Origin of the sequence: Bacillus sp. 179-C3.3 HS, from assembly GCF_047229225.1 — a bacterium.
Classification (GTDB): Bacteria; Bacillota; Bacilli; order Bacillales; family Bacillaceae; genus Bacillus.
In genome coordinates this window covers 1-12,465 of record NZ_JBFEFT010000038.1, presented here as the reverse complement: position 1 = coordinate 12,465, position 12,465 = coordinate 1, and the positions used below count along the sequence as shown (strand labels likewise).

Annotated in this window: 12 protein-coding genes; 9 read left to right on the top strand and 3 right to left on the bottom strand. The window is 35.7% G+C overall.

The window, feature by feature from the left end; translation table 11 throughout:
* Positions 1 to 455 precede the first annotated feature (455 nt).
* Positions 456 to 986, bottom strand: coding sequence for a hypothetical protein (locus AB1K80_RS16910; protein ID WP_412858086.1), 531 nt, complete (start codon positions 984 to 986; stop codon positions 456 to 458).
* Positions 987 to 1,246: 260 nt separating this feature from the next.
* Positions 1,247 to 1,738: a stress protein gene (locus AB1K80_RS16905; RefSeq protein WP_412858085.1), complete on the bottom strand. Its 492-nt coding sequence runs from the start codon at positions 1,736 to 1,738 to the stop codon at positions 1,247 to 1,249.
* Between the two features lie 280 nt (positions 1,739 to 2,018).
* On the opposite strand from AB1K80_RS16905, the gene AB1K80_RS16900 reads away from it, so the two are divergent.
* From AB1K80_RS16900 to AB1K80_RS16880, 5 genes are all read left to right on the top strand, one after another.
* A complete protein-coding gene (locus AB1K80_RS16900) occupies positions 2,019 to 3,137 on the top strand; it encodes a tetratricopeptide repeat protein (protein ID WP_412858084.1) in 1,119 nt (372 codons plus the stop codon).
* Positions 3,127 to 3,291: a RapH phosphatase inhibitor gene (locus tag AB1K80_RS16895; RefSeq protein ID WP_412858082.1), complete on the top strand. Its 165-nt coding sequence runs from the start codon at positions 3,127 to 3,129 to the stop codon at positions 3,289 to 3,291. Before AB1K80_RS16900 ends, AB1K80_RS16895 begins: the two co-directional genes overlap by 11 nt.
* A gap of 221 nt (positions 3,292 to 3,512) precedes the next feature.
* Positions 3,513 to 4,382 (top strand): NADH dehydrogenase FAD-containing subunit, encoded by an 870-nt coding sequence (locus AB1K80_RS16890; RefSeq protein WP_412858081.1) that lies wholly within the window; start codon positions 3,513 to 3,515, stop codon positions 4,380 to 4,382.
* Between the two features lie 712 nt (positions 4,383 to 5,094).
* Positions 5,095 to 5,790 carry a hypothetical protein gene (locus AB1K80_RS16885; RefSeq protein ID WP_412858080.1) on the top strand — a complete coding sequence of 232 codons (696 nt, stop codon included), beginning with the start codon at positions 5,095 to 5,097 and terminating at the stop codon, positions 5,788 to 5,790.
* A gap of 13 nt (positions 5,791 to 5,803) precedes the next feature.
* Positions 5,804 to 6,442 (top strand): ABC transporter ATP-binding protein, encoded by a 639-nt coding sequence (locus tag AB1K80_RS16880; RefSeq protein WP_412858079.1) that lies wholly within the window; start codon positions 5,804 to 5,806, stop codon positions 6,440 to 6,442.
* Between the two features lie 79 nt (positions 6,443 to 6,521).
* On the opposite strand, the gene AB1K80_RS16875 is transcribed toward AB1K80_RS16880, so the two are convergent.
* Positions 6,522 to 7,634 carry an NAD(P)-dependent alcohol dehydrogenase gene (locus tag AB1K80_RS16875; protein ID WP_412858077.1) on the bottom strand — a complete coding sequence of 371 codons (1,113 nt, stop codon included), beginning with the start codon at positions 7,632 to 7,634 and terminating at the stop codon, positions 6,522 to 6,524.
* Positions 7,635 to 7,847: 213 nt separating this feature from the next.
* On the opposite strand from AB1K80_RS16875, the gene AB1K80_RS16870 reads away from it, so the two are divergent.
* The 4 genes from AB1K80_RS16870 to hag (AB1K80_RS16855) form a co-directional block, all read left to right on the top strand.
* Entirely contained in the window at positions 7,848 to 8,462 is a 615-nt protein-coding gene (locus AB1K80_RS16870) for a TetR/AcrR family transcriptional regulator (RefSeq protein ID WP_412858076.1), read from the top strand.
* 404 nt (positions 8,463 to 8,866) lie between these two features.
* Complete coding sequence (locus tag AB1K80_RS16865; RefSeq protein ID WP_412858075.1) at positions 8,867 to 10,318, top strand: kelch repeat-containing protein; 1,452 nt, start codon at positions 8,867 to 8,869, stop codon at positions 10,316 to 10,318.
* A 222-nt stretch (positions 10,319 to 10,540) separates the two neighbouring features.
* Positions 10,541 to 11,440 (top strand): flagellin Hag, encoded by a 900-nt coding sequence (hag, locus tag AB1K80_RS16860; protein WP_412858074.1) that lies wholly within the window; start codon positions 10,541 to 10,543, stop codon positions 11,438 to 11,440.
* 324 nt (positions 11,441 to 11,764) lie between these two features.
* The coding region (gene hag / locus AB1K80_RS16855) for a flagellin Hag (RefSeq protein ID WP_412858072.1) at positions 11,765 to 12,465 on the top strand (701 nt) is incomplete at its 3' end.

The window sequence follows — 12,465 nt, the reverse complement described above, 5'->3', positions numbered from 1 at the left end:
TCCTAATTAACACTTTGTTTAAGTGTATCACTAGAAGGGTGTTTTTTTATGTCCCATTTGACTAGGTTAGTCTATAGTTGGACAGGGTTTTTATGTGTTGGCTGAGAATGATGCCTAATGAGATTTTACGAATAAATCAAAGGGATTTTCTATATATTGGTGATGTTTGCTGTTAAAATCAGGATGATGATGTTTTTTGGGAGGATGAGAAAAATGATTTTTATCACACGATTATTTAGCCTCATGATTATAACAGTACTGGGTATCTATTTGATCAATGCGTACACACCTTATTTATTGTTACCGATATATATGTTGGCCATTGTCTTATTGATTTTCTTACTATGTTATACGTTTTATCATTTCGTTAAAGGAAGATGAAGATCGCTTGATAAGGCGTTGTTGGGATTTGATCAATGATTTTATGTTCAAAAAAAAGCCCATTAATAAAGGGCTTATTTCACTGGAACCGTAAATGTGACTTCTTCGTTCTTCATGAAGTCTTCAGTCATTACATCTCCGAATTTTAGTTTGATTTCTTTAATGCCATCAACATCAATTTCTTTGCCTTCTGGAGCTAGGAATTGAATCACGCCATCTTGTTTTACTCCGCCTTCGACATCACCGCCGATAGAGCCATCCGTCATAAAGAGATTCGCTTCGATTTGCATGCTCCCAATAACGGCTGTTCCTTGATCAGGATAGAAGCTTAATGCACTGTCTGTCGTATTTTCGATGTTTATGCCAACGTTGATTTTATCTTTCATGATCTTAATATCGCCTAGATTCACTTTCATACCAAGAGCTTCAGTTTTTTGATCACTAGCATCGACTTTTTTAGAGCCATCTTCTTTGTCGCTGTTCTTTTTTGACTCAGATGATTCTTTCGATGTTTCTGCGCCTGTGGACACATCTTCTGTAGAACCACATGCAGCAAGTACGAATGTTAAACCTAACGCTAAAAATAGTACGAGTAACTTTTTCAAAACAAATTCCCCTTTTATTCATTTTTTAGATCTTTCTCTATATCTATAGATCGTTTGTCACTCTTAATCATACATAGGAGCTTTGTTAAACATACAGGTATTTATAGCAGGAAAGGACATAAATTTACAAAAGGGAAATTGATTCAGAATTCTATGTTTGTGAGGTATCTTCATGATGAAAAGTTTAAAAGCATATTTCAAAACATAAAAAGAGCAATATCATCATGAAATTGCTCTTTTCGCGTTTCAATTCAAATAGATTAATTGATCTCTTGATCCATCACTTTTTTATATTTTTCAAATTCCTTGTCTTCCATTTCTCCATTCATTTGTAATAAGAACAGCCCTTTCGCATAAGTATGCGAAAAGAACATAGGTCCTGAGTTACTCAAACCATCGTAGTACGATTTTGCTTGCTCAAGGTCACTCTCGTTTTCAAATCTAAAAAGTCTTCCACCAGCATCTTCTCCCAGGGAAGGGACTAAAATTCTTTTTCCTTCTTCTCTTATATTTCCAAACTCTTTTTGTTTTAGATCAGAAGGCTTTTCTGCTTCAAGTCCAGCACTTTTGAACGCTTGAATCAGATTCTTTGTTGTCAGTGGTTTTTGTTCCTTTTCTGGCTCTTGTTTCTCTGGTTTCTTTTGTGTCTCTTGCTTCACTTGTGTTTCTTCATTAGACGTCGTCGTTGGATTGTTGTTACATGCGGCTAAAAATAAAAAACAGGTAAATAGAACTACGAATAATTTCTTCATGAAAGAAAATCCTCCTCTTATATGGGTACATATGGATTCTATATGAAGTTGTATTTCTTTTCTATCCTTTCGACAAAATTAGACAATTTGTGTTGTTGCCATTGAAAAGAATCCACATGACCAAAATCCCTTATTAGGATAAAATGAGATGAAGATTTAGTGAACTTTGCCAGCGATGTCCATGTAAACCTTGTGATTGCGGTTTCTTTGCGGTGTTGAGACATTTTTGTTTTGATAAAATATGTCATAGTAGGGATTTGTTTAGAAGGGGAGTAAGGAGATGGAGAAGATTCTTTCTTCACATGTCGGTGTGAAAATCAACGAATGGTATAAAATGATTCGACAGTTCAGTGTACCAGATGCAGAAATTCTGAAGGCAGAAGTGGAAGAAGAGATAGAGAGAATGGAGGAAGATCAGGACTTACTGATTTATTACCAATTAATGTGCTTCCGTCATCAGTTGATGCTGGATTATATTAAGCCCTCAACCGATCGATCTGTATCCACCTCGGACCTAGTCGATAAAATTGAAAATTCGAATCATCAACTTTCTGGTATGTTGCAATATTATAATGCATTTTTTCGAGGGATGTACGAGTTTAGTCAAAAGGAATACGTCCAGGCGATTCAATTTTATAAAGTTGCGGAGAAGCAGCTTGCTTTGGTGATAGATGAAATTGAACAGGCAGAATTTCATTTTAAAGTGGCAGAAGCCTACTACATCATGAAACAAACGCATGTGTCCATGCATCACATTATGAAAGCACTGGATATTTATGAGCAGTATGATCAGTATAAAGTTCGTCAAATTCAAAGCTTGATCATCATCGCGGGGAATTATGATGATTTTAAACGATTTGAAAAGTCATTAGAGCATCTGACGAGAGCTTATTCGATTGCAAAAGAAATACCAGATAACAGGTTGATGGCAAAATTGCTTTTAAACATAGGAAATACATACGATCGACAACAACTTTATACAAAGGCGATGCAGTATTATCATGAATCACTGACCCTTTCTGAAAAACATGTACCGGATTTAAAACCTGTTATTTATGTGAACCTTTGTTGGACCCTTTATAAGGCTGGGGAAAATGATGAAGCGGCCAAAATAGCGGATCAAGCAATGAACGGTACTTCTCTTATGAAAAACGCGCACGAAATGAAGCTCCTGACATCTATCAGAACAATATACGAAAGCAATGATGAAAAGGAAATTCAACATATATTGCAAATGTTTGAGGAAAAGCAACTGTTTGTTTTTATTGAAGAATTCACAAAAAACCTAGCCGTGATCCATGAAAAAAAAGGAGACTTTGAGAAAGCTGCCGAATATTACAGAAAGGCGCTAAAAGCTCAGTATGATATTCAAAAAGGAGAGTGTATTTATGAGTATTAAAAAAATGATGATTCTAAGTTCTGTTATTTTAGTAGGGGTAGGGGTGTACGGAGCAACTCAAGTGTATCACCCTGATACGAACCGGAATACAACGATGGAGGATTCAAATCGAAATACAACGATGATTCAGAAAAGCGATTTAAACAATATCTAAATGAAAAGAAAGATAGATTTAGAATGAAGAGAAGTATCATTCATGTTAAAGATAGTGGGATGGAAGTTTGACCTGCAATAGTAGGTTGGTTTCCTGACCACTATTTTTTTCGGGAAAAATAGGTTGACTAAGTATAATTTACCATATACAATTTGAAAGATTTATATAGAACGATATGACATCATTGTATTGTTTTTATTAGTAAAAAAGGAGAAAAATAGATGGGTGAGATAAGAAAAATTATCAAAAATAAATTATTGTACATTGTATTATACATATCTTTTTTATTCGTTTTAGGAAATGCCATTATGGGTTTTCTGCAATATCATGCTGACTTAGAGCTTCAAAAAAGATTATATTCTGATTCTCCAGATGCACTTGCCATGGTGTCAGCTCATCAATATTGGATGGGTCTATCTGATTCTTTCTTTTCATCATTTTTTTATTTCATTTTTCCATTACTAATTGGAATCCCAATTGTCGATTCTATTTTTAGAGAAAAATATTCAGGGAATGTCGAATATATCTTAACAAAAGAAAGTAGATTGAGGTATTACAGTAAGAAGTTTATATTGACATATATCTTTGGGGCTGTTTTATTTGTCATCCCTTTATTTGTAGGAATCATCATTTCTAATTTATTGAGTGGTCAATGGGACTTTTCGATATATACGGATGTATATAAGAAAATAATGAACGGAACAGCTTCTTTTCCTGATAATGTTTATGACTCATCTGAGAAAGATCTGTTTTCTGATTTATATGCTACATCTCCGTATCTTTTTATTTGTGTTTATTATATGATCGGTGCTTTATATGCGGGGATGTATACTTGCTTTGGATTAGCTGTTTCACTATTTTTAAAAAATAGATATTTAGTCATACTTTCTCCCCTTATCCTTTATTTAGGAATATGGTTGATTTTCAGTTTAACAGGGCTAATATCGATTGACCCATTTAATTACTTAGACCCTAGACAACCTGTATTCAATTTATCATACACTTCTTTTTATTTGAATTTCATGATTGGGATGTTAGCAGTCGTGATCATTTATATTTGTGGGGTGAAAAAAAATTCTGACACAATATAAGTTTGTTTTGATCGACTTAAAAAAAGATCAGCGGAAGTTGTCCATTTACTTAACTGTGTTCTTATTCATATTAAGCATGTCTGTCATTCCGATTTCTTCTTCTCAACTTTTGGGATTTTCTGATTTTACAGAAATTCTCACCTTTTTTAGATATGATTTCACCTTAGGTCCAGTGTTTCTTCTCTTAATGGTGACGTCAAAAGCATTTCAATTAAACGAATGGGTCATTTTACGAAGATTCTCATCTAGGAAAGACATCATTTCTTTTAAATTGAAAGCGGCCATCGTCTATTCCTTTCTATATTCACTCTTTTTATGTGTATGGGCAGTCATGGTTGCAGGAATTGTTCGTTATTTACATTTCAAAGGAATAAGCTACACAGCTATATTAACTTACATACCATCAGGAGAAAACAGATTGTTTAGTAATAGTATTTTCTTCTTTTTCGTTTTTTTCTTGGTAACGTTATTAATAGGTGTCATGTTTGTTTTTTTTCAAAAGTTGTTTCATCAAAAATCATTTGTCATACTACTTTGTCTGTTTTTAATGGTATTGGATAGAACACAAGCAGGTTTTATCCCTTTCCACCTTGTGTATGGTTTTAAACATTCACCCGTTCAATCTATTTTCATACTCTTTTGTATCATCATGATATTCACCTTTTTATCAAAATGGGTATCTACGTCTACGGATTATAGGAGTTCTCATTAAATGAACATATTCATATTAGAATTTTATCGCTTGAAAAAAAGCATCAAAAAAATTGTTTTCATTGTCTTATTGCTACATTTGATCAATACGCTTATTTTCATACGAAATATAAATGGTATGGCTGGTTCAAATCATGATTTTTTCACATTGTTATTTAGTTCATCATATGCAACTCTTATGAATTGGATGTATTGGTTGTCGTTTTGTGTAGGGTACATGATTCTACTCCAAATTCTTTGGAAATCTCCTGAATATATGTATGAAGTCCAAATGATCTTAAGATTACGTCAGTGGAAAAATTTATGGATGGCTAGGTTTATCATTGGTATTTTATTTACCTTATATTATGTGTTTAGTGCACTTAGTACGGCCATCATTTTATTTTGTGTGTTTCATGTACACATTGAATTTGATATGAGTTGGCTTATGATGTTTCTGTGTATCACAATTAATCTATTGTTACACGGAACAATGTGGTTGGTGATGAAAAATCATGTGGGATTTGAAGTGGCTACTATTAGTGTGCTGGGTATTTTTTTCATTGGTTTGAGATCGGACAGTCCATTTACCCCGCTATATTATGGTATGTATGAGAACATCCAAGGTTCATTTGGTGTCGTATTATTAGAACTTATCATCATATTCAGCCTTATGATATATGTGATACATCATGCTACAAAAAACGATTATTTATAAAAGGAGCTTGATGATGGCAATCATTGAATTAAATGCAGTATCGAAGGTAATTAAGAAGCACACTGTGTTGGAAGATATAAACTTATCATTGGAGAAAGGAAGAATCATTGGCTTCGTTGGTCACAATGGATCTGGTAAAACGATGCTTTTCCGTGTGATTGCTGGGTTGGTGAAACCGACTAATGGACAAGTGGTCGTATCTGGACAAGTGTTGCATCAAGAGGCTTCGTTTCCGAAAAGTATTAGTGTGCTTCTAGAAAAACCGGCTTTTCTAGAGCAATATAGTGGATTTGATAATCTGAAATTTCTTGCGGATATTCAAAAACGAATCGGCAATCAACAAATAAGAGAAGTCATTAAAAGTGTTGGACTTGATCCAGATGATAGAAGAAGTGTAAAAGCTTATTCTTTAGGGATGAAACAAAAATTAGCCATTGCCCAAGCGATAATGGAAAAACCGGACATTATATTATTAGATGAACCAATGAATGGATTAGATGAGGAAGCAGTAGAAACTGTCTATCGTTTAATTAGAGAAGAAAACAATAGGGGGGCAACGATCTTATTAACCTCCCATCATAAACAAGACATTGAGGAATTATGTCATGATGTTTATAAAATGAACTCAGGTAAGCTTCAAACAATCGAGTAATATTGGTCTCAAATAGCCCCCTATGGCATAGGGGGCTTATTTATTTCTTCTATAATATAAATTGTGACAAGCTAAAACATTAAGCTTGATATGCGTGATCAATAATGACGATTGGTTTAATGGTTAAGCCATTTTTTGAGTCTTCAAATGCTTGTTCAATGTCTTCTAGTTCGTAAAATTTCACTAGTTTTTCTACTGGGAATTGTCCGTTTTTAAAGAACTTCACTAATTTAGGAATGAATAATTGAGGAACGGCATCTCCCTCTATAACCCCTTTTAAAGTAAGAGCGTTTAGCATTAAATCGTTGGTCACGTTAAAGGTTAAGTCACGTTTTCCTACGGCGACGGTTGCACAAGTTCCTTTTACGCGTAGACAGTGTAGAGCAGCAAGTGTGACTTCGGGTACACCTGTTGTTTCAAATGAATAATGTGCCCCTTTTCCCTCTGTCAATTCCTTGATCTTTTCAGCAGGATTCTCACGCTTACTATTGATGACATGTGTTGCACCCAATTCTTTTGCGAGTTCGAGACGACTATCATGGATATCAACGGCAATAATCGGGTGACAACCTGCGATTTTTGCAGCCATGAGTCCGCTTAAACCAACAGCTCCTGTACCGAACACAACAAGACTTGTACCTGGCTCTGGAGCAAGCGAGTTTAACACCGTGCCGCTTCCAGTCATTAATCCGCAACCGAATGGACCTAGATAGCGCAAATCGGTTTCTTTATCGACTTTGACAACGTTTTTCTCATCCACCGTCGCATAAGTACCGAACGATGATTGACCAAAAAATTGTGATACATCTTGATGATCGTGTGTGTGAAGCGGTGTTTCTTGATGTTTGTTACGACCGGAGAAATTTAATGTCATCATGTTTTCGCATCCGCCCGCATTCCCATCTAAGCAATTGTCGCAGTGACCGCAATAGGCAAATCCCAATACAACGTGGTCACCTTTTTGAACAGTGGTGACATTAGATCCGGTTTTGACGACAATACCAGACCCTTCATGACCTAATAAAGCAGGACGCGGTACAGGGAGTGTGCCATCTAATACGGTGGCATCCGTATGACAGACGCCTGTAGCAATGATTTTGACCAGCACTTCATCTGCTTTTGGATCATCGAGTAACAAAGTTTGTTTTTCAAAATCTTTTTCGTTTGTTGTGACCATCGCTTGAATTTCCATCACATGTTCCCTCGCTTTTTATATAGTATGATATTCTAATACAGATAGATAAAATGTCACAGAATTTTCATTTTTTTGTGACTCAAGTTGATTGTAGGATGAAAAAAAGTTTGTTTCAATCAGCAAAAAAACGGTTTTGTATAGGTTTTCAACATAAAAACAATTGTGTGTCATTAGTCAACATTTTATAAAAAGTGTCTAAGGAGGGTGTACATGATCAGAAAAGAGGATCGGCGTGTTGAACGAACAAAGGATACACTACGCCAAACGTTTAAAAACCTAGTAGGTGAAAAAGGATATTCTCATGTGAAAGTGAAGGATATTGTCGAAAAAGCAAACTACAATCGAACGACGTTTTATGTCCATTACGACAGTAAGGATGAACTCGCAGCAGATGTTATTCAAAGAGAAATGGCTCACTTTGAATATGAATTTTGCAAGCCGACACGTGAAAATCCACTTCTTGATTTAACACGTATGAAACCAGATGGCACGGATGTGTTTCAATATATTGTCGACAATCGTGACTATTACGACCTATTAGTGATGGAAGACCGTATTCCTCATATTCAAGAACAATTACTTAGGAAACTTCAATATATTTTTCAACATAAAATGTCGTTTGTGAGTGATGAATATACAGAAATCAATGACAGCTATGTGATCCAATATCGCTCCTACGGTATCTTTGGTTTTATCCTTGAATGGATTAGAAATGACTACAATGCGTCTCCTTCAGAAATGGCACGCCGTATTATTAATCTACTGCATATTCAATCTTCACTTATGATTCATCATAAAGAGGAGGAGAAAATTATTAAAAAGTAAGTGTAAATGTGAATGACCTCACTAATAAACCTTGCAAAAGATGTGCAAATATATCTTTTGAAATTGCTACTAAACTTGCGATCAATGTCTTTAGCTAGACGGATGGGGTACACACGTGTTTTTCAGGTGAGAAGACAAAAAAAGGGAGAAAATCGTCATTTATATTTGTCGAAAGGGTGAAGAAATTTCTAACGATGAAATGGCTGAAGTGCTGAATGGGATTAACTACGAAGTAATCGTCACCTTAAGTCGCTACGCTTCAAGATTTTATTGTCTAGGTGGAAGATATCGATAGAAATGCGTGCATTTTTGGTTTGTTTATGATCGGATAGAATGGCAAATGTTAAATTTTATTCCAAATATGTCGATAAAAGGGGGGATTTAAGAAATGGAGGATAGAAAATATGAAAAAAGGTTTATTTTTATTGCTTTTCACTATTTTTATGATGATTACAATTAGCCCTTTAAAAGCTGATGCCGCTGACACAAATGGGTGGACCAAGCGAGCAGACTTACCAGAGGAAAGACTTCATTCTAGTACTGCAGTAGTTGATGGCAAAATTTTTGTTTTTGGGGGAAGTAGTGAAAAATCCTTTAGTAATAAAAATACTTATGTGTATGATCCTCAGAAAAATGAGTGGACGTCTAATGCTAATATGCCTAGAGAAAGAACAGATAGTACTGCAGTGACGATAGGTAAAAAAATATACGTAATTGGAGGAGCGTATCTAGATAGCACAAATACGATTGATATTTATGATACAGAATTAGACACATGGACGGAAAAACCAATTATTATACCAAGTCGAGCTGTGACAAAAGGAGATATTATTGCGAGTGTTGTAGATGAAAAAATTTATATTCTTGCAACTAATAAAAGTCCTTATCAAGAACATAATTTTTATAGTTATGATACAAAAACGGATAAATGGCAACAATTAAAAATGTTTCCTCAGCAATTTACTGGCATGTCTATGTCAGAAGTCATTAACAATAAAATTTATGTAACAGGTGGAGAAAGAACTGCCGGTAATTACCACAATGCCCAAGTATATGAATATGATATTGAATCAAATCAATGGTTACAAACGAAATCACAGTTAAATTTTTATCAACTAGGGGCTGCATTTACAACATATCAGGGAAAATTGTTTATGGCAGGCGGCCAGTATGACGACAGGTCCAGTCAATTATCACCCTTTACACAGTTTTATGATGTTAAAACTAATTCTGTGAAAAGAAGTTCTATCAAGTTACCTGAAGCTAGAGTAGGTTCAAGTGCTGTAACGATTGACGAGACTATATATATCATAGGGGGACGAAATTTTAATCAAGATTATCATTCAAAGTCGATAAAAAGTGACTACAAATTAGTGATTTCTATCCCATTAAAAGATTTACAAATTGCTGAAGGTGAAACAATGCCTGATGATGAAATAACGGAAGAACCAAAAGATCAAGACGGAACAAAGCCAGATGACGACACAACGGAAGAACCAAAAGATCAAGACGGAACAAAGCCAGATGATGGCACAACGGAAGAACCAAAAGATCAAGACGGAACAAAGCCAGATGACGGCGCAACGGAAGAACCAAAGGATCAAGATGGAACAAAGCCAAGTGAAGAAACTGGCAAAGGGATTCTATCGATCACAATGATCAACGGATTACAAAAGGATTATTTGCTTTCAATGAAAGAGATCAATGATTTTCTAAGTTGGTATAAAGAAAGAAGTTTTGGAATAGGATTGAACTTCTATGAAATTAATGATGAACATAACAAAGGTCCTTTCACAACTAAAAAAGATTATGTGGTGTATCCAAATATTTTAATGTTTGATATCAAGCAATATTGATAATACACCTAAAAGCCACTGGTTGATAACCAGTGGCTTTTAATTTTAAAAATGGGAAAATCGGTATTAATGTAACAAATAATAGAACTTTTTTTAAAAAATGCTAAACTTCCCATAAAATAATCCGATAAAAGTATCGTTAGGGTCAATAAGCCCTAATAATCAGGACTTTTTTCAGACAAGGATGTCTGTTAGGTCCCAAACACATGGAGGTAATAAGAAATGAGAATTAACCACAATATCGCAGCACTTAACACATTAAACCGTTTGTCTTCAAACAACGGTGCTAGCCAAAAGAACATGGAGAAGCTTTCTTCTGGTCTTCGTATCAACCGTGCAGGAGATGACGCAGCAGGTCTTGCGATCTCTGAAAAAATGCGTGGACAAATCCGCGGATTAGAAATGGCTACTAAAAACGCACAAGATGGGATTTCACTTATCCAAACTGCTGAAGGTGCATTGACTGAAACTCACTCAATCCTTCAACGTGTACGTGAGCTTGTTGTACAATCTGGAAACACTGGTACACAGGACGATACTGATCTTGGTGCAATCAAAGAAGAAATCGACGCTCTAATTCAAGAAATTGGTAATGGTACTCAGAAGAACGGTATCTCTGATCGTACTGAGTTCAACGGAAAGAAATTGCTAGATGGTACTTATAGTGCTGCTGGCACATCAAAACTAACTTTCCAAATTGGTGCTAATGGTGCTCAACAGTTATCAGTTAACATTGAAGCGATGTCAGCTGATAAACTTGGAACAGATCCAGCTGATGCAACTAAAACAGTATCCGCTCTTGACGTAACAAAGTTTGCAACAACTGATGCTGCTGCTGCTGGTGGTTTCAATGATCAACTAGCAATCGTTGATGGCGCAATTGAAGCAGTTTCTAAACAACGTTCTAAACTAGGTGCAGTACAAAACCGTCTAGAGCACACAATCAACAACCTTGGTGCTTCTGGTGAAAACTTAACAGCGGCTGAGTCTCGTATTCGTGACGTAGACATGGCGAAAGAAATGAGTGAGTTCACTAAGAACAACATTCTTTCTCAAGCTTCTCAAGCAATGCTTGCACAAGCGAACCAACAGCCACAAAACGTTCTTCAATTATTACGTTAATGAAAGGCCCCTTCATGGGGCTTTTTTTTATGTTGGCTGAAAACTTGATATAGAGGATCAACTCAACTGAGTATTCATTAAAGTGTTTGACATTTTACGATGAAGGATTGTAAGTAAAGAGGAGTCGATCACTTTAAATGAATAATAAATGGGTGTTTTGTTGTGAAACTAATTTATGAAAAATGACTTATAAAATGATTTAAAATACTAAACTTCCTATAGGTGTATCCGATAAAAGAATTGTCAGGGTTGATACACCCTAGAAAAAAGGACTGTTTTCAGACAAGGACGTCTGTCAGGTCCCAAACACATGGAGGTAATGAAATGAGAATTAACCACAATATCGCAGCACTTAACACTTTAAACCGTTTGTCTTCAAACAACGCTGCTAGCCAAAAGAACATGGAGAAGCTTTCTTCAGGTCTTCGTATTAACCGTGCAGGAGATGACGCAGCAGGTCTTGCGATCTCTGAAAAAATGCGTGGACAAATCCGTGGATTAGAAATGGCTTCTAAAAACGCACAAGATGGTATCTCTCTTATCCAAACAGCTGAAGGTGCATTAACGGAAACACATGCAATTCTACAGCGTGTTCGTGAACTAGTTGTTCAAGCGGGTAACACTGGTACTCAACAGGATGAAGATTTATCTGCGATCCAAGAAGAGATTACAGCTCTTTCAGCAGAGATCGATGGAATTGGTGACCGCACTCAATTTAACGGTAAACAGCTATTAGATGGTACTGGAGGAACATTTACATTCCAAATTGGTGCTAATGGTGGTCAAACATTAGATGTAACGATTAATAGTATGAAAGCAGATGCATTAGGAGATGCCACTGTTAAAGTTAAGGATGTCAAAGTAACTGATTTTACTACGAACGATTTTGATACTCAACTTGCTGGTGTGGATGAAGCGATCAAACTTGTTTCTGAACAACGTTCTAAGCTTGGTGCAGTACAAAACCGTCTAGAGCACACAATCAACAACCTTGGTGCTTCTGGTGAAAACTTAACAGCTGCTGA

Bases quoted from the DNA above. Each gene is read 5' to 3' on its own strand.
- AB1K80_RS16890 (WP_412858081.1), top strand. From the start codon at position 3,513: ATGGGTGAGATAAGAAAAATTATCAAAAATAAATTATTGTACATTGTA.
- AB1K80_RS16900 (WP_412858084.1), top strand. From the start codon at position 2,019: ATGGAGAAGATTCTTTCTTCACATGTCGGTGTGAAAATCAACGAATGG.
- hag (WP_412858074.1), top strand. From the start codon at position 10,541: ATGAGAATTAACCACAATATCGCAGCACTTAACACATTAAACCGTTTG.
- AB1K80_RS16885 (WP_412858080.1), top strand. From the start codon at position 5,095: ATGAACATATTCATATTAGAATTTTATCGCTTGAAAAAAAGCATCAAA.
- AB1K80_RS16865 (WP_412858075.1), top strand. From the start codon at position 8,867: ATGAAAAAAGGTTTATTTTTATTGCTTTTCACTATTTTTATGATGATT.
- AB1K80_RS16875 (WP_412858077.1), bottom strand. From the start codon at position 7,634: ATGGAAATTCAAGCGATGGTCACAACAAACGAAAAAGATTTTGAAAAA.
- AB1K80_RS16870 (WP_412858076.1), top strand. From the start codon at position 7,848: ATGATCAGAAAAGAGGATCGGCGTGTTGAACGAACAAAGGATACACTA.
- AB1K80_RS16880 (WP_412858079.1), top strand. From the start codon at position 5,804: ATGGCAATCATTGAATTAAATGCAGTATCGAAGGTAATTAAGAAGCAC.
- AB1K80_RS16905 (WP_412858085.1), bottom strand. From the start codon at position 1,738: ATGAAGAAATTATTCGTAGTTCTATTTACCTGTTTTTTATTTTTAGCC.
- AB1K80_RS16895 (WP_412858082.1), top strand. From the start codon at position 3,127: ATGAGTATTAAAAAAATGATGATTCTAAGTTCTGTTATTTTAGTAGGG.